At 62.1% G+C, this 17,441-nt stretch carries 12 protein-coding genes; 2 read left to right on the top strand and 10 right to left on the bottom strand.

Annotated elements, in window-relative coordinates; genetic code table 11:
• Both secA and ACFDTG_RS13420 read right to left on the bottom strand, forming a co-directional pair.
• Nucleotides 1-1,951 (bottom strand): preprotein translocase subunit SecA (secA, locus tag ACFDTG_RS13425; RefSeq protein WP_375291523.1); only part of this gene is annotated, 1,951 nt, incomplete at its 3' end.
• Between the two features lie 90 nt (nucleotides 1,952-2,041).
• Nucleotides 2,042-2,413, bottom strand: a complete 372-nt coding sequence (locus ACFDTG_RS13420) for a hypothetical protein (RefSeq protein WP_375291522.1) — start codon at nucleotides 2,411-2,413, stop codon at nucleotides 2,042-2,044.
• Between the two features lie 88 nt (nucleotides 2,414-2,501).
• Here ACFDTG_RS13420 and argJ point away from each other — a divergent pair, with 88 nt between their 5' ends.
• The gene (argJ, locus tag ACFDTG_RS13415; RefSeq protein ID WP_375291521.1) at nucleotides 2,502-3,728 is read left to right on the top strand and encodes a bifunctional glutamate N-acetyltransferase/amino-acid acetyltransferase ArgJ; all 1,227 of its coding nucleotides are present in this window, start codon (nucleotides 2,502-2,504) and stop codon (nucleotides 3,726-3,728) included.
• Nucleotides 3,725-4,525, top strand: a complete 801-nt coding sequence (locus tag ACFDTG_RS13410; protein ID WP_375291520.1) for an inositol monophosphatase family protein — start codon at nucleotides 3,725-3,727, stop codon at nucleotides 4,523-4,525. Before argJ ends, ACFDTG_RS13410 begins: the two co-directional genes overlap by 4 nt.
• Here the strand turns inward: ACFDTG_RS13410 and trxA are convergent.
• From trxA to ahcY, 8 genes are read right to left on the bottom strand one after another with little or no spacing between them, the layout of a single operon-like run.
• Nucleotides 4,522-4,842 carry a thioredoxin gene (trxA, locus tag ACFDTG_RS13405; protein WP_375291519.1) on the bottom strand — a complete coding sequence of 107 codons (321 nt, stop codon included), beginning with the start codon at nucleotides 4,840-4,842 and terminating at the stop codon, nucleotides 4,522-4,524. The genes ACFDTG_RS13410 and trxA overlap by 4 nt on opposite strands.
• A gap of 45 nt (nucleotides 4,843-4,887) precedes the next feature.
• Nucleotides 4,888-8,361 carry a double-strand break repair helicase AddA gene (gene addA, locus ACFDTG_RS13400; RefSeq protein WP_375291518.1) on the bottom strand — a complete coding sequence of 1,158 codons (3,474 nt, stop codon included), beginning with the start codon at nucleotides 8,359-8,361 and terminating at the stop codon, nucleotides 4,888-4,890.
• Nucleotides 8,358-11,360: a double-strand break repair protein AddB gene (gene addB, locus ACFDTG_RS13395; RefSeq protein ID WP_375291517.1), complete on the bottom strand. Its 3,003-nt coding sequence runs from the start codon at nucleotides 11,358-11,360 to the stop codon at nucleotides 8,358-8,360. The genes addA and addB overlap by 4 nt, the downstream gene beginning before the upstream one ends.
• The gene (locus tag ACFDTG_RS13390; RefSeq protein WP_375291516.1) at nucleotides 11,353-12,075 is read right to left on the bottom strand and encodes a nucleotidyltransferase family protein; all 723 of its coding nucleotides are present in this window, start codon (nucleotides 12,073-12,075) and stop codon (nucleotides 11,353-11,355) included. Before ACFDTG_RS13390 ends, addB begins: the two co-directional genes overlap by 8 nt.
• Nucleotides 12,072-13,046 carry an aminoglycoside phosphotransferase family protein gene (locus tag ACFDTG_RS13385; RefSeq protein WP_375291515.1) on the bottom strand — a complete coding sequence of 325 codons (975 nt, stop codon included), beginning with the start codon at nucleotides 13,044-13,046 and terminating at the stop codon, nucleotides 12,072-12,074. The genes ACFDTG_RS13390 and ACFDTG_RS13385 overlap by 4 nt, the downstream gene beginning before the upstream one ends.
• Nucleotides 13,043-13,480, bottom strand: a complete 438-nt coding sequence (gene tsaE, locus ACFDTG_RS13380; RefSeq protein WP_375291514.1) for a tRNA (adenosine(37)-N6)-threonylcarbamoyltransferase complex ATPase subunit type 1 TsaE — start codon at nucleotides 13,478-13,480, stop codon at nucleotides 13,043-13,045. The genes ACFDTG_RS13385 and tsaE overlap by 4 nt, the downstream gene beginning before the upstream one ends.
• Entirely contained in the window at nucleotides 13,477-15,822 is a 2,346-nt protein-coding gene (locus ACFDTG_RS13375; protein WP_375291513.1) for an ATP-binding protein, read from the bottom strand. The genes tsaE and ACFDTG_RS13375 overlap by 4 nt, the downstream gene beginning before the upstream one ends.
• Nucleotides 15,823-15,867: 45 nt before the next feature.
• A complete protein-coding gene (gene ahcY, locus ACFDTG_RS13370; protein ID WP_375291512.1) occupies nucleotides 15,868-17,277 on the bottom strand; it encodes an adenosylhomocysteinase in 1,410 nt (469 codons plus the stop codon).
• Between the last annotated feature and the right edge of the window lie 164 nt (nucleotides 17,278-17,441).

The following is a 17,441-nucleotide window of genomic DNA, read 5'->3' as shown; positions in this document are numbered from 1 at the left end:
CCTTGCGCTGATCGTTCATCACGTTGTCATACTCGACGACCTGCTTACGCATCTCGAAGTTGCGGGCCTCGACCTTCTTCTGCGCGGTCTCGATTGCCTTCGACAGCCACTTTGAACCGATCGCCTCGCCATCAGCAAGATTGGCATTCATCATCTTCGAAAACAGCGTGTCCGGGCCGAAGATGCGCAGCAAGTCGTCTTCAAGACACAGGTAGAAGCGGCTGAGCCCAGGGTCGCCCTGACGGCCCGAACGCCCCCGCAACTGGTTGTCGATACGGCGGCTCTCGTGCCTTTCGGTGCCCAGGACGAAGAGACCCCCAGCTTCGATCACCTTGGCCTTTTCTTCGGCGATATCGGCCTTGATCCGGGCAACCGCCGCGTCCCGATCCGGCCCTTCGGGCATGTCGCCTACTTCATCGTCGATCCGGAATTCGAAGTTGCCGCCAAGCTGAATGTCCGTTCCGCGACCCGCCATGTTGGTGGAAACGGTCACCGCGCCGAGCCTACCCGCTTGTGCGACGATGTGCGCTTCCTGTTCGTGCATGCGCGCATTCAGCACCGAGTGCTTAACGCCTTCCTCATCCAGGAATTTGCTAAGCAATTCACTCTTTTCGATCGAAACAGTGCCGACCAGAACAGGCTGGCCGATCTCGTTCTTTTCCTTGATGGCTTTTGCGATGGCTTGAAACTTGTCCATCGTGTTCTTGTAGAACTGGTCGTCCTCGTCGATCCGCTGAACCGGCCTGTTGGTCGGAATTTCGGCGACGTTCAGCTTGTAGATATCCCAGAACTCGCTTGCCTCGGTAGCGGCGGTGCCGGTCATTCCGGACAACTTGGGATACATGCGGAAGTAGTTCTGGAATGTGATCGAGGCCATCGTCTGGTTCTCGGGCTCGATCTTGACGCCCTCCTTGGCTTCCACCGCCTGGTGAAGTCCGTTGGACCAGCGCCGTCCGTCCATCATCCGCCCGGTGAACTCGTCGATGATGACGATCTTGTCGTCCTTGACGATGTAATCGGTGTCGCGCTTGAACATGATGTTCGCTTTGAGCGCCTGATCGAGATGATGCACCACCTGCGTGTTCTCGACATCGTAAAGGTTCTCGGTCTCGAGAAGGCCCGCGTCCTTGAGGCGCTCCTCGATCGCGTCGGTGCCCTCCTCGGTCCAGGTAATGTTCTTGGTCTTCTCGTCCGCTTCATACCACGCCGGATCGATGTCCTTCACGATGGCGTCGATCGAAATGTAAAGGTCCTGCTTGTCCTCGGTCGGACCGGAGATGATCAACGGGGTACGGGCTTCGTCGATAAGGATCGAATCCACTTCGTCGACGATCGCATAGTTGAAGGGGCGCTGCACCATTTCGCCGCGCTCATGCTTCATATTGTCGCGAAGATAATCGAAGCCGAACTCGTTGTTCGTACCGTATGTAATATCGGCGTTGTAAGCGTCGCGCTTCTCGAACTCGTTCATGTTGGGCACGACCACGCCGATGGTCAGCCCGAGAAACTGGTGAAGCCTGCCCATCCATTCGGCGTCGCGCCGGGCAAGATAGTCGTTGACGGTAACGACATGGACGCCCTTGCCCTCGATCGCATTGAGATAGGTGGCCAAGGTGGCGACCAGCGTTTTACCCTCGCCAGTCCGCATTTCCGCGATCTCTCCGCGGTGCAGCACTACACCGCCGACCATCTGCGTATCGAAATGCCGCATGCCCAATACGCGAACCGAAGCCTCGCGCACCGTGGCGAAAGCTTCGGGCATGATGTCGTCCAAAGACTTCCCGCCTTCCAGAAGCTGGCGGAACTTCTGCGTTTGTGCCGCGAGTTCTTCATCGCTGAGCGCCTGGATCGTCGGCTCGAGCGCATTGATCTGCTGCACGACCTTGCCGATCGATTTGACATAGCGATCGTTGGAAGAACCGAAGATGGATTTCATGACTGAATCGAACATGGTGAATAGCTTTCGCGAGAAACTTATGGGCATGGCCCCGGAGCGCGATCAGTCGAGCGGGGCCTGAAAGAAACGGAGTCTTCTCGCGCGCTATTCGCGGGCGTAATCGATACCCACGTAAACCGATGGTACTATGCTGAAGGAGGCAAAGCCTTCTGGAAGGTGTGGGCCCCGATCTACCGAAGTGGAGCCAACCGATCTCACCGCAGTCTGACCCGCATGCACCGCACTCACGCTCGCCGATGTAAGGCTCGCCTCGATGCGGGCGCTGGCGCCCACCACATCGATTGCATGCGCGGGGGTTCCGGCGGCAGCGAGGCCGGTGAACAACGCAAGGCAGGCAAGAAGCTTCCGCAACATCATGGTGCGCGCTCGCACATAGTGGGCCTCGGACATAAAATCCACCACCCATGGCAGATCGCGAAGCTCTTCGCGTTGGCGTCCCAAGTCGATACAACCCACCCCACAGGAAATAGCGAGAAGCCGAAGCTATTTCGCAATTCTCGACTTCTTACTGGAAAGACGGGCCGTTTCGGCGCTAGCGGGAAGCATGGATCTTGCCCTTTCCCCCCTGGCCCAGCCCTTTCCTGACCTTCCGCAAATCGATGGGGTTACAATCCGAACCGCCAAGGCGCGGTACAAGGAATGGGACCGCTGCGATCTGACGCTGTTCGAACTGGCGGAAGGGACTGCGGTAGCCGGGGTTTTCACAAAGAACGTATGCTGTTCAAGCGAAGTGGAGACCGGTCGTGATCAGGTCCGGCTGGGGCGCGCTCGCGCCGTCGTGGTCAACGCCGGCAACTCCAATGCGTTTACGGGTTACCGGGGCCGCGAGGCGGTCGAAACGATCATGGCGCAGGTTGCTACCCATTTCGGGTGTCCCCCGAGCGAAGTGTTCGTTTCCAGCACCGGTGTGATCGGCGTGCCGCTTCCGAAAGACAAGGCCGCCGCTGGCGTAGCGGCGGCCCTTGCCGCTCAACCGGTCGATTGGCTCGATGCAGCGCGCGCTATCGGTACGACGGATACCTTCGAAAAAGGGGCCCATGCCTCGGCCATGATCGGCGATGTGAAGGTCCAGCTGTCCGGCATCATCAAGGGCAGCGGAATGATTGCGCCCGATATGGCGACCATGCTTGGCTACATCGCCACCAACGCCGCGATCGACCCCGCGTTCCTTCAGCAGATGCTTTCAAGAGCGACCGAAGGCAGCTTCAATTGCATCACCGTCGACAGCGATACCTCCACCAGCGATACCGTACTGCTCCTCGCTACCGGACGGGCCCGCAACGAGGTATTGCACGACTGGGATAGTCCGGGCGCCGACGCCTTCTTCGCCGCCTTGAATGAGGTGTGCCTCTCTCTGGCGCATCAGGTCGTTCGCGATGGCGAGGGTGCAACGAAGTTCATCACCGTAAGGGTAACTGGGGCTCGAGACGATGGAAGCGCGCACCGTGTTGCGCTGGCGATCGCAAACTCACCGCTCGTAAAGACGGCGATCGCCGGAGAGGACGCGAACTGGGGTCGTGTGGTGATGGCGGTCGGCAAGGCCGGGGAGCCTGCCGACCGGGACAAGCTTTCGATCGCATTCGGGGGAATTTGGGTGGCCGAAAGCGGCCTGCCCGTGGCGGAGCAGGACGAAGCTCCGGTCGCGGCTCATTTGAGGACGGACGATATCAGGCTCGATGTCGATCTGGGTCTGGCAAATGGCGCCGCCACCGTTTGGACCTGCGATCTGACCCACGGTTACATATCTATCAATGCGGACTACCGGTCGTGAATTCGCTCGACAGCGAAATCCTGGCGCTGATGCGTCGGGTAAGCAAAACCGCCATTCTCCCGCGCTATCAAAGGCTCTCGCCCGGCGATATCGACGAGAAGGGGATCAACGATTTCGTGACCATCGCAGACCGGGAATCTGAGCAGATGCTTGCAGAAGCGCTCTCGCGCCTGGAACCGTCGTTAGCGGTTGTTGGCGAAGAAGCAGCCCACGAAGACCCGGCCATTCTCGACGCACTCCAAGGGCCTTGCTGGATTATCGACCCCATCGACGGGACCAGAAATTTCGCCAGTGGATCACCGCCGTTCGGGATAATGATCGCGCGGGCGGAAGGCGGCTTGGCACGCTCGGGCTGGATTTACGATTGCCTTACCGAACGGTTTTGCTCCGCTCATCTCAATGAAGGCGCATATATCGATGGATCGCGGATCACTGCGATGCCAACGGGGCAGACGAAGCCGATTGCCGCGATATCTCTGGTGTTCGCCCGCGCCGAGCGCCGCAAGCTGCTGCAAGAGGAAATAGCGCCGCACTATCAGCTGGTCGACATTCCCTACTGCGCTGCCGAGCAGTATCCGCGCCTCGCTCTTGGCACCAACGACGTTTCAGTGTTCGAAAGAACACTGGCCTGGGATCATGCCGCAGGTGTGTTGTGGCTCAACGAGGCAAGCGGGAAGGCTTTGCGGCCCGATGGGTCCGCCTACCTCGTTAGCGAGACCGGACGCACCGGGTTGCTGGCAGCATCAAACGAACGTCTGTGGGAGCAACTGGCAAGCCGCTTGCAAGAAAGCCCCTAGAGAGCGCCTTCGAGCCAGCTTTTCAGCTGCCCCTTGGGCGCGGCACCGCGCATGTTGGCTGCCGGCTGGCCATTCTTGAAAAGAACCAGATAGGGGATCGACTGGACACCCATCTGCCCGGGAACGTCGGGGTTCTCCATGATGTCCATCTTGGCGATGGTGACCTTGTCCTTCAGCTCCTCGCTCAGTTCTTCCAGAGCCGGAGCGATCATCTTGCATGGCCCGCACCAGTCAGCCCAAAAATCAACCAGCACCGGCCCATCCGCATCGAGGACGTCCGACTGGAAACTGGAATCGGTTACGGCGAGAGTGGCCATTGTCTTCTCCTATTTTCTAGGCAGCTATGTGGGGCGCGCATCGGCTCAGTCAACGGGTGGACCTTCCGGCAATTCCTTCGCCTTTCCGATCCCTGCGATGTGATCTGCGAGAAAATCCCGGGACAGCGGAATAAGCTGGGGTGTCTGAGTGTAGACCACAGCTGCGGTCACGGCCTTCTCCGAGTGAATTTTCTCTAGTGCAGCCACGTAAGCAGCCATCTGGCGGAGGATCGAAATTGGAATCTGGTCGTGAGAGGTCGGAGGAAAACGCGTGGTCTTGAAGTCGACCACCATGATCCGATCGTGAGTCACCAGCAGCCGATCCAGGGTGCCCGAGATGACCTGACCCGAAACTACCGCTGCTATCGACACCTCGGCCATGGAGCCCGGTGCGAACACGTCCGCGAATTCCGGATCATCTGTGACAGCAAGGGTTTTCTCCAGAAATTCCCTACGCTCACTTTCGGAAAAATCGGTAGCATTGCGTGCGAGCCAGACCTCTCCCAATCGCCTCCTCTCTGACGAGGGCACGGACGGCAATCGCTCCAGCAGCGCGTGGATGAGAGTTCCCCGCCTCGCCGCCTGGACCGCGTTAGCAGGTGGAACGGACACGGCCTCGGCGTCGTTTTCCCCCGCCCCGGAGGGGGCCAGCGGCCTTGGAGGACGGGGCTCCTCGGGAGTGCGTTGTTCGAGCCAGTCGGGAACGTCCGCTTCGTCGACTTCGGACGGGGAGCGACGGGGCGCTTTCAGGGTCGAGAGCGCGCCCCATTCCTGCCTCGATCCCCAGATCGGATCCTCCACCGGTCCGGTTTCCATCAGAGGCTTCAGTCGCGCATACCAGCTATCGTCCGGCGCGGTGCCGCGTTTGACGTCCCGTGGGCCGAGCGATCCTCCGATGAACAGGGCCTCCTCGGCTCGCGTCATCGCTACGTAGAGCAGGCGCCAGTGCTCCTTCAGGCTTTCCTGCGCGGCCTTTTCAAAAGCTTGGGAAACCGGCCCCACACGCTGATCTTGCGGAAGATCCGGGACCGGCACCGTTTTTGACGACGTACCGCTCGGATCGGTTTCAGAAATGGACAGAGAATCGGGCGTGTCCGGGCCGATGGCCGCATCGGCAAGGATCACGATGGGTGCCTGAAGACCCTTCGAACCATGGACCGTAAGCACGCGGACCTGATCGCGTTCGATCCCGGCCTCGCGCTTCAGTTCGCCCTCCCCCGCGTCGAACCAGCGAATGAAGCCTTGCAGGCTCACGACATGGGCCGAAGCGAAGGTGTTGGCCGCGTTCAGAAGTTCGTCGATAGGATCATTGGCCTCACGCCCAAGTCGCGAAACCAGCTTTCGCCGCCCGTCCATCGGTCCGGTCAATATCCAGTGGAGCAGTGCCTGTGAGCTGTCGAAGTCCGCCCTTCGCAGGATTTCGCGCAGGGTGGCGATAGTGTCGATGACGGGCGGGTCGCTGGCTTGCCGCAGATGATCCCAAAGTCGTACGTTCCGGGGGCGATAGCCGTGGGTCAGCAAATCCTCCTGGCTCCATCCGCCAAGGGGGGAAACCAGCAGGCTTGCAAGGTTCAGATCATCCAGCGGCTGCACCGCGAAACGGATCGCGGACATGAGGTCCTTGACGGCTAGCGGCGCGCCGAGGCGGAGCCGATCCACGCCCGCGACGGGCACGCCATGGGCATACAGGCGCGCCACGATGAGGGAGGCCAGCTCCCGCCTCTTGCGAACCAGGACCATGACGTCGCCCGGTGTTGCGCGCCGCGCCTCCCCCGGCTTCTCGCCCTTTACCAGCGGCAGCCCCTCGTCCATCCAGGCCCTGACCTGGCGCGCTATCCTGTCAGCCAATTGGCGATCGTGTCGCGATAACCAGCCTGCGTCGCCAGCGTCCGCATCATCGACGCCCAACCCGTCGACGACGAGATTCCAGATCGCGACGATCCCGGGCCGATCCTCGCCAATATGCGGAGGGGGGGCTCGGTCCAGCCCGAATTCACCTGGACCGATAGCCTCGATGGCCCGGTCCACGAACCGCAGTATAGGGTCGGCGGTGCGGAACGACCTGCCGAGGTCGAGGTCCAGCAAAGGCGCGGGTGCGAGCCGATCGCGCACACTATCGGGCGATTGCGCCAGTCCTGCTATACGCTGCGAAAATTGGTCGCGCGCGGCAATGAAGTTCTCCGGGCTGGTGCCCTGAAATCCGAAGATCGCCTGCTTGGTATCGCCGACCGTAAAAATCGTCCGTATATTCCGGCCCCTTGCTCCCTCGCCGGAGAAAAAGTCGTCCGTCAGCGCGTTGATGATGGCCCATTGCGCGGCGTTCGTATCCTGCGCTTCGTCGATCAAAATATGGTCGAAGCGGCGGTCGAGCTTGTACCGAATCCAGTCGGACATCGCTTGTTGCGACAAGAGGGCCGCGGCCTTGCGGATCAGGTCGTCAAAATCGACGAGGCCTTCCTGCAATTTCGCTTCGGTCCACATCAGGGCGAAGCGGCGCCCCACCTCAAGCTGGGGCGTCAGGAATCGCGCGAGTTCCGCGAGCGACTGGGCCGAGCGAATCGCTGTCAAAATCTCCCCGACACGGGCGCTGGCCTCCTGAAAAGCCTGGTCGGCGTTCTTGGGCAGGCGGGGATTGCCGTTCTTGAAGAACAAGGCGGTCGCAAAATCGTCGATGGATGCGAGCCGCTGCGCATCGCCAGCCGCGAGCCATATTTCGATCGCGGATACTGCGGCCTTGCCGCTGGCCGCATTCCATCCCCCATATGCGGTCAGAAGATGATGGACCGCAGGAAGGTTTATCTCCCGGTCAGAACACAGGTTTGCCAGCCACTCGGTGCCGGGATCGGACGGGATGCCCAGCAACCGGCAGACGCGCCCGTGCATCGGCGGTTGCCAACCTGCCGGTCCGACGAACAGGTCTACAGCGTCGGCGCAACGGCCAAGCCATGCGCGCACGCCTTCGGGCCCCTTGCGCAGGCTCATCTCACGGATCGCCGCAATCTCGCTCGGCTCCGCCTCCGACAGGAGCCGCGCCATCACCTCGTCCATCAGCAGGGCCCGCTCGCGATCATCCATCGCGCGGGCGCCCGGCAGGAGGCCGGCTTCGCCCGGGAATGCAGAGAGAAGCCACTGGGCGAAAGCGTGAATGGTGTCGATCCGCAGGCCTCCCCCCGGGCAATCGAGAACCCGGGCAAACAACGATCGCGCCCGTTCGCGGGTCTCGGGATCGATGGCCGCACCGACATGGCGCAGCTCTTCCTGGAGGGTGACGTCGTCCATACGCACCCAGCGAGCCAGCACCTCGCTCACCCGCACCGCCATTTCCGCAGCTCCCGCCTTGGTAAAGGTCAGGCACAGAATGCTAGAGGGGTCCGCATTCTCTTCGAGCAACAGGCGAAGCACGCGGGCGGAGAGCACCTGCGTCTTCCCGGTCCCGGCGGACGCGGAAAGCCAGACGCTCTCACGCGGTTGCACCGCCTCCTTCTGGGACCCGTGAAGGGGATAGACTCGCCCGCTCACGGCGCGTCATCTCCGTCATCCAGATGCGGCATCCATTCGACCAGGCGCATCAGCTGATCGTACGTATCGTAAGTCGGGTAATCGGGGTTCTGCCGCGCACGGAACGGCTCGTCGCCCTTGATGTAGCGACCGACAGCCTCGCGCAATTTCTCCTCAGTTCGCGGCAGTAATTCTTCGGGCAGGAGCCCGCTGCGCTTGTTACCCACCTTGAGCGGAGTTTCGACATATCCGAACCCCGTCTCGCTGCTTTCCGATTTGCCGAGCGACCAGTATTCATAGGCTTCAGGGAGGCCGGGCGCCTTGGCGAACCCACCATTTGCAGCGATGAGGCCAAGGACGCCGAGCTGCAGCGCGAAACCCGCCTCGACCTGGCTGGCCGATGGCGGCGTTCCGGTCTTGTAGTCCACGATGGCAAGCCCGCCGTCGGGAAGCCGGTCGATCCGGTCGGCCCGGCCATGCACCCGGACGCCCTCGAATATCATTCTGCCTTGCGCCTCGTCCTCAACCGCAAGCACGGCCCTGTCGGATTGGCGCATTGAACTTTCCACCCATTGCAGAGCGGCCAGCAGGCGCGGCTCCCACAAGGCGCGCACGAGCGGGTGCGCGTTCTCTTCGTCCAGCACCGCATGCATAAAGACTTCGATGGGCGGCCTTGGCTCGGAGGCTTTGTGCCAGCGCCTGAGCACTTCATGCGCCGTCGTCCCTTGCCACGCGGGGCCGGGCTCGGCCTCCAGACCGTCAAGCTGCGACAACCCCATGATACGCTGCGCGTAGAACTGAAATGGGTCGCCAAGCAGCCTATCGAGCGCGGTCGCCGAGATATCGACTTCGCGTTGCTGCGGAGAAGGCATTGGCGCCGGACGCGGATAGGGGGGAGCCGCTTTGGCCTGCGTCATCTCCCGTGCGATCCTCACTGCACGGGTCTCCTCATGGCGAGGCAGAAGATTACCGAGCAAGGCCTGCGTCCTGAGCAGGAAGCGAGATGGAATTGCCGGGCCGCTTTCGTCGCGTGCGGCGCGGCTCAGCACCACCTCAGGGGCCCCCATCGCTCCCGCCAGATCGTGCGCGGACAGGCCGATACGAAAATCGGCACCCGGCACGCCCAGCGCGCGCAGAACGGGCGGCGCCAGTAGGCTGTCGATGGAACCCGGCGCGGGCCAGACGCCCTCGTTCATCCCGGCGCAGATAATCAGGTCCGCCCTGCTCATCCGGGCTTCGAGAAGACCGTAGATGGACACGCGCGGATGCCCGCCCCAGGGCGGTCGAACCGCGATTTCGGCCATCGCGTCGCGCAGGATAAGGTCGATCTGATCGACTTCGACCTGAGTGGCAACAGCGCCCGAGGCAAGCGAGAGATCTTCGACGAAACTTGAAAGGGCCTGGCCGTCGGCACGGGCCCAGAGTGCCGATCCCGCCAGGTCCGACGCCACGGCGACCATGACACCGAGAACTTCTGCGAAGCCTTCCCGTTCGCCCATCGCTTCAAGAGGGGAAAGAATGGTTGCGACCACACTCCACCACGCCCCCATCCCGGGGTTCGATTTCTCGAGCTGCGCGACCTTGTGAGAAAGCGGTTCGAGCCCCTGCCTCGGCCGTGGACCGCGCAGCCCGCGTTCGAGCAGGCGGACGTGCCCCAGCCATTCACCGCGATCCATCCCAGCCGAAACGAGCGGATGCATCAGCAGACCCATCAAGGCCACAGGCGATATCCCTCCGGCCGCAAGTTCGGCGACGAGAAGGATCAGGCGCCCGGTCGGCGTCTCGGAAAGCGCCCGCCCGGCGCTATCGTCCGCGTCGATCTCCCACCGCTTGAGGTGCTGTGCAATCCGGCGCGCCAAGGCCCGGTCGGGTGTAATGACGGCCACCCGCTTGCCCGCGGTTTCCATGGCTTCACGAACCAGTACCGCGACCGCTTGGGCTTCTTCCTCGGGGTTGGCGCACTGCATGATGCGCACGCCCCTAAGACGTCGGCGGTCCGCGGGAAGATCAACCCAGCTTCGGCTGGCGACAGGCGGAAGGAACAGGGCCGAAATCGCATGGCTGCGCTCAGGCTCCGCCGCGCTCTGACCCCGCCGATGCCAGGGCATCACTTCCTGACGCGAAATCCCCATGCGGTTTAGGAGTAACTTCAGGTGATATTGGGGATGGGTCACCGCGTCTCCACGCGCGAACGGTTCCTCTTCCGCCGTTGCAGTGCCGCCAGCCCTGCCGAGTTCATCCCAGACCGCATCGCTCATGGACAGGTCAAGGTCGGGCAGGACCACCGCCCCCGACGGCAATTCGCTGACCGTGCGCAGCAGGTCGCAAAGAGCGGGCGCGGCGCTGGTGACACCCGCGGCTATGATCGGGGTTTCTGGCGGCTGCGCCTTCCAGCGCCGCGATGCATGGCGGAACAAAAGGTTGCGGCGTGTCGCTTCGTCGACAAGGCTCCACTCGTCGAGACGGTAGCGCCACTTCGCCTGGACTCTGGCGAAAGTGGCCAGCGAGGCTTGCCAATGCACGGCCAGATCGCCGAGCAAGTCGCGTACGGGTTCGCCCAGCAGATCGTCCGGGACGACTTCCTCCGCAATCAGGCGGTCCATGGTGCTTGCGAATTCGCGGGCCAGGCGGAAAAGACCCGCCCCCTTCGGTGCCCGGTCTGCCAATTCTTCCCTGAGGAGACCAGCCAACGTCAGCCACCTTTCCAGAGGACGCACGGCGCGGGGAATTTCGAGAGCACCGAGCGGATCGAGCTGCGCGCCCAGCGACTCGTCGAGATCGAGATCGCCGACGACAGCCATGCGCGGCATGATCAGGCCAGCGTCGCCGTTCTCACCCGCAAGACGTATGAAAGCCTCTGTGATCGTGCGACGCACACGGTTGCTGGGGATCAGGAGCGTAAGCCGGCCGAGCCCAAATCCCTCTTCCCGGTAAGCAGGCAGTAGCCCGGCAACCAGCGCATCTGCGAAGCCACGATGGGCCGCGATGGAATAGACCCTTGGCCCCCGGGGATCAGCCACCGGTTAGATAACCCTCCGTCGCCGCGATATGGCTGGGTTGCCCGACTTCCAGCCACTGCCCGGTAAACACTGCGCCAAACAACCGCTCCTCCTCTATCGCCCGATCCCACAGGATATTCGTGGAGAAAGCACCATCGGGCGCATCTCGCAGGAGGCGATGGGAGACGAGTTGAATACCCGTATATATGTAGGGCGCGACGCGGCCCGCGAGTTTGCGCCTTAGCTTTCCAACCGGGTCCATGTAGAAATCACCCGGACCAGCAAAATTGCGGGCCCTGGCGTGGGGCACCAGAAGAAGCAGCGCGTCCATGCCGGCCTCGTCCCACATCAGCGAAAGATCGCAAAAGGCATCGCGCGGACCGTCGAGCCAGATGCTGTCGGCGTTCACGCAGTAAAACGGGTCGGGAAGGAGGCCTGCCGCCTTCGCTTTCACCATGCCGCCGCCGGTTTCCAGCAATTGCTCGCGCTCGTCCGAGATCTCGATCGAAGGCAAGGTTCGGCCATTAACGTGCGCCTCCAGCGCATCGGCCAAATAGTGGACGTTGACCACCGCATGTTTGATGCCGGCCTGTCCCATCCGATCCAGCGCATGATCGATCAGCGCCCGGCCCGCGACCCGCACCAGCGGTTTGGGCTGCGCGGCGGTGAGCGGACGCATGCGCTTTCCCAGGCCGGCCGCCATGACCATGGCCGTTTCGCTCGCCAGCAACGTCATAGACTGATGGCTCCTTCAGCCTTCCTGACCGTATCGGGGATGTTGGCATCGAACCAACGCGCGACCGGTGCCAGCTCTTGGTGGCGCAGGTCGCGCTCCATGAGCCGCCACACGCGCGGGATGAGCGCGAGGTAGCGCGGCTTGCCGTCACGTTCTGCGAGACGCGTGAAGATCCCAACGATTTTCGCGTTCCGCTGGGCGCCAAGGACTGCGTAATCGGCTTCGAATTCGGGGCCTGGATTCGCCTGGGCCCGGTAATGATCCAGCATTGCGCGCTCCACCTCCGGGGAAACATCGCGGCGAGCATCCTGCAGCAGGCTGACCAGATCGTAAGCTTGATGACCTACCAGCGCATCCTGGAAATCGATCAGCCCCTGCCCCCCATCGGGGGGAAGCATGATGTTTTCGGCGTGATAGTCGCGAAGCACTGTGACACCCGGATGCTGACGCTCCAACAGGGGTTCGAGGACTTCCTTCCACGCGCTTTCCCAGGACGGCTGGTCCGCAGCGATGCCGACGCGGGGGCAATACCACTCGATGAGCAGATTCACCTCGCGCAGATACGTTTCCATGTCATAGGGCGAGAAAGGCCCGGGCGGGCGCCGATGCAGGTCGGCGAGCACATCAACCGCCGCGGTATAGATGCGCTTTTCTTCCTGCGGGCTTTTCTCTAGCCGCTCACGAACCCTCTCATCGCCGAAATCCTCCGTGAGAATCCAGCCTTTCGCGGGATCGGCAGCCAGAATCTGCGGCGCACGTTTGCCGTTTCCGGTCAGCCAGCGCGCGACATTCAGGAAAGGTCCCGGATCCTCCTCCGGTGGAGGGGCATGCATGAGCATTGCCGTTCCGCCGCCATTCGCCAATCGGAAATAGCGGCGGAAGCTGGCATCTCCAGGCAGAGGGGATATTTTGGCGTCGCGCCAATCGGTGCCAGCAAGAAATTCGTGAATGCCATTGGGAAGCGCTGTCATGGCCATCGCCCCTGCCAAGCGGCACCGGATTTCACAATGGCGCGGCGCCCCTCGCCCACGCTTTCCAGAACAATCCACAGCGTTTGCGCGGATGCTAGGAATCGACCGGCGTGGGACGGCCATTCCGCTATCAAGGCAGCCTCCTCAAGATAGTCGTCCAGCCCCAGTTCCTCCGCCTCTTCAGGATCGTCCAGACGGTAGAAATCGGCATGGACCAAGGCCGGCTGACACTCCTGATAGGTTTCCAAGATATTGTAGCTTGGCGAAGGTACTTCCCCCTCGTGTCCAGCCGCCGCCAGCACGGCGCGTGCGAGCGTGGTTTTGCCGACACCCAGAGGTCCCTCGAGCGCGACAATGTCGCCCACTTGCAGCTTTGCAGCGATAGCCCGGCCAAGCGTCTGCATCGCGGCAATATCGGGCAGATCGATGATCACGGCAGGGTAACGGTCACCGTGGTGCCCTTGCCGCGCTGACTGGAAAGGTCGAGTGATCCACCATGTGCCTCGATCAGCCGGCGGGCAAGCGGCAGACCCAATCCGGGCTTACCCGTGCCCTCACCATCGTCGACGGGACCGGACAAGCCCTGGAAGGCGCGCGAGATCTCGGGTTCGGTCATGCCATTTCCATTGTCCGCGAAGGTGATCCTGGTGATGCCGCCCGATGCCGCGATGTCGATCCGGATGCGGCCACCGGACGGGGTTGCCCCGATGGCATTGTCGAGAATGTGCGTGAAGGCTCTCCCGAGTTGGGTTTCGTCACCTTGAACCTCGCAGGTCTCGTCGCCCTGAAGGTTCAGCGTCATGCCGCCTTGGAGGATGCGATCTTCTCGCAATCGCACGAGCTTGGAAAGCAGCGACATCAGCCTCACCGCTTCGTTCTCCAGAGGCATCAATCCTGCCTCGCTCTGCGACAGGTCCAGAACGTTCTCGACTTGCTCGGTCAGCTTGCCCACCGACTCGGCGATCGCCTGAGCATATTCGCGCGCGCGATCAGAAAGGTCGCCTGCTACGCCGCTAACCAAAAGCTCCGCGAAGCCGCCAATTGAAGTGAGCGGGGTGCGAAATTCGTAACTCATATTTGCGAGGAAGCGCGTCATGACAGCGTCAGCCTCCTCAAGCGCGCGGTTCCGCTCTCGCAGCGCCTCTTCAGCCTGCCGCGACGAGGTGACATCGAGCACCGTAAGCAGCCCGTTGCCATCGGGTAGCGGCACACACGCATAGGTCAGGGTTCGCCCGTCGGCCAACTCTGCGGTACCCTCTCCTCGACGCCGATCGAGCGTTGCCGAGCGGATGACCTGGCCAATCTCGTCGATCCGCGCGGGATCGGCGAGCTTTTCCGCGATCGCCGCCAGTACGGCGGAGGCCTGCGGCCGGCTTTCGATCTCGCTCGAATCCAGACCCCAGGCCTCGGGAAAGCTCCTGTTCCAAAGATCGAGATGTCCCCCCGGCGCAAAGACTGCCAGGGCTTCGAAGAGGTTATCGAACGCCGCTGTTCTGGTGCGCAGCAGCGTGTCACGTGTCGCGGACAGTTCCAGTTGCTCGGTGCGGTCCTCTGCTATGAAGACGATGCCTCCATCGGGCATTGGCTGTGCGACGACGCGCAGATGGACACTGTCGGGCAGCGGCCAGTTCTCCTCGACCGGCTCGTTGAAGGTGAACCAGTCCCCCTTTTCCCTGCGCCAGAGCGGGAAGTCGCGGACTTCAGGGATGCGCTGGTTCTCCCGCGCGGCGCCCAGAACCTGTTCGAAAGACAAACGGTCGCTCACGATGTTGGGTTGCAGCCCGAATACGCGAAGAAATGGCTGGTTCGCGAAAATCAGGCGCCGTTCCGCATTGAATTGGGCCACGCCGACCGACAGCAGGTCGAGCATCGAACGCTGAGCATCGCGAAATGCGCGAAACGCCCGGGCGACCTCTTCCATGTCCTCGATATCGATGGCGTAGCCAGCGACCCCCTCGGACGCGAGGGGAAGATCGGTGACGCGCAGGGTGCGACGCGCTCCATTGATTGTGGCGGTCACCACTCGCTCTATCGCCTTGCGCCGATCGGCCGCGCGGCGCGCCACCTCTGCGGGCAATTCGCCGCCGCTCGCCTCTACGAGTTCGACCTGTTTTTCCACCACTGTATCAGGCCCATCGAGACCGACCGCCTCTACGTACGCCGCATTGACCAGGCGAAGCCGATGATCCGGTCCGCGGAACCACATCGGGATCGGCGCCGCCTCGATCAGGCCCACAAGGGCGGCAAAATCTTCGCGCGCGCGCGCGGCATCGCGCCGCAATTGGGCCAGTTCTCGCTCGCTGTCGGTAAAATCGAAAACCCAAATCAGGGCGGCCCCGTTGGGCGATACCGAAGGATCGGCCAGCATACCACGCAGCGCGAGGCCCCTTCGCGAGCCGGGCGGAGTTATAGAAAGGGAAAACGGGGCGGCGGTCTTCTGCGTCCGGCGCACGGCTTTTGTCAGCGCGTCGTGCTGATCTTCGGACAACCCCCCTTCCCCCGTTCCTTTCAGATCGGCGAGGTACGGCGGAAGGCTGTCGAGCCCGAACAAATAAGCCAGGCGGTCCGGCCCCTCGATCCGCCCATCGGCGCGGACCAGAAGCGGCACTGCAGGCGCATCCTCAAGCATGCGGGCGAGCCGGCGGGCAAGCTTTCGCGATCCCGCCGCCTGCGCAGACCGGCTGGCGGCGCGGACCATCACCCAGCCCGCAGCCGCCGTCCAGAGAGCTAGGGCAAGACCAAGCGCAACAAGCAGAGTGGGCGAGACCGCTTCCATCCCAGGTTGGCTAGGGCCTGCTCACCCGTGATGCAATGATCGCCCTTAGTACCGGTAATGTTCGGGCTTGAAGGGTCCCTCGACCGGGACGCCGATATAGTCGGCTTGCCGTTTGGTAAGCGTCGTGAGCTTTACTCCCAGTTTGTCGAGGTGAAGCGCCGCGACCTTCTCGTCGAGATGCTTGGGAAGCACGTAGACGTCGTTCTGATAGTCATCTGACTTCGTCCACAATTCGATCTGCGCGAGCACCTGATTGGTGAACGAGCAGCTCATGACGAAGCTAGGATGTCCGGTCGCGCAGGCCAGGTTGACCAGGCGCCCCTTGGCAAGAACGATGATTTCCTTCCCATCGGGGAACTTCACCAGATCGGTTCCGGGCTTGAGCTCGGTCCACTCGTAATTGTCGAGCGCGGAAATCTGGATCTCGCTGTCGAAGTGGCCGATGTTGCACACGATGCTCATGGGCTTCATGGCCTTCATGTGTTCGGCGGTAATGACGTCTTCGTTGCCGGTCGTGGTGACGAAGATATCCGCCCGGGTGACCGCATCGTCCATTGTGACGACCTCGAAGCCTTCCATGGCCGCCTGCAGCGCGCAGATTGGATCGATTTCCGTGACCAGCACGCGCGCACCGCCGTTGCGAAGCGACTGGGCGCTGCCTTTACCGACATCGCCGTAGCCAGCGACACAGGCGACTTTGCCCGAGAGCATCACATCGGTTGCGCGCCTGATCGCATCGACCAGCGATTCGCGGCACCCGTAGAGATTGTCGAACTTCGACTTGGTAACGCTGTCGTTCACATTGATGGCGGGGAATGGCAGCTGGCCCTGTTTGGCGAGGTGATACAGCCGGTGGACACCGGTTGTGGTTTCCTCCGACACGCCCTTGATGGCCTTTACGCTCGCGGTCAGGTAACCGGGCTTCTCCTTGACGAACGCCTTGAGCGCCCGCTGGAATTCGATTTCTTCGGCGTTGCCGGGTTCGGGCAATTCCTCACCTGCCTCGATCCGGGCACCCCACAGCGCGAACATCGTCGCATCGCCGCCGTCGTCCAGGATCAGGTTGGCCGTTTGCTCCTCATCCTCATCGGTCGACCAATCGAAAATCTTGCCGACGTAGTCCCAGTATTCCGCAAGGCTTTCACCCTTGATCGCGAAGACCGGAATATCCTGCGCCGCGATGGCCGCCGCTGCATGGTCCTGAGTGGAATAGATGTTACACGTCGCCCAGCGGACCTCGGCACCTAAAGCCACCAGGGTTTCGATGAGGACAGCTGTCTGGATCGTCATGTGGAGGGAGCCGGTGATGCGAGCACCCTTGAGCGGGAGAGCCGATCCATATTCCTCTCGGATCGCCATCAGACCTGGCATTTCGGTCTCCGCGATCTTGATCTCGGCCTTTCCATAATCGGCAAGGGCGATGTCCTTGATCACGAAGTCAGAAAATCCTGTCACTTTTTGGAATCCTTTACTGGGAATGGATGGCTCGCCTCACATGTACAAAGGGCGGCTCCGCTTTACGGCGCCGCCCCTAGCCCTTCACAACGCCCTGAGCAACCACCACGCCGCTGCTGTGCGGCACCCCATCTTCCATGCCGAACCGAAATTTACCGGCGCCG

This window comes from Qipengyuania sp. (assembly GCF_042095715.1).
GTDB lineage: Bacteria > Pseudomonadota > Alphaproteobacteria > Sphingomonadales > Sphingomonadaceae > Qipengyuania.
Note: the sequence above shows the minus strand (reverse complement) of the source record. Positions and strands in the feature narration are given on the sequence as shown.

Excerpts from the sequence above, each read along its gene's own strand:
- ACFDTG_RS13390 (WP_375291516.1), bottom strand. The coding sequence starts at position 12,075 with ATGACGTTGCTGGCGAGCGAAACGGCCATGGTCATGGCGGCCGGCCTG.
- trxA (WP_375291519.1), bottom strand. The coding sequence starts at position 4,842 with ATGGCCACTCTCGCCGTAACCGATTCCAGTTTCCAGTCGGACGTCCTC.
- ACFDTG_RS13385 (WP_375291515.1), bottom strand. The coding sequence starts at position 13,046 with ATGACAGCGCTTCCCAATGGCATTCACGAATTTCTTGCTGGCACCGAT.
- argJ (WP_375291521.1), top strand. The coding sequence starts at position 2,502 with ATGGATCTTGCCCTTTCCCCCCTGGCCCAGCCCTTTCCTGACCTTCCG.
- ACFDTG_RS13375 (WP_375291513.1), bottom strand. The coding sequence starts at position 15,822 with ATGGAAGCGGTCTCGCCCACTCTGCTTGTTGCGCTTGGTCTTGCCCTA.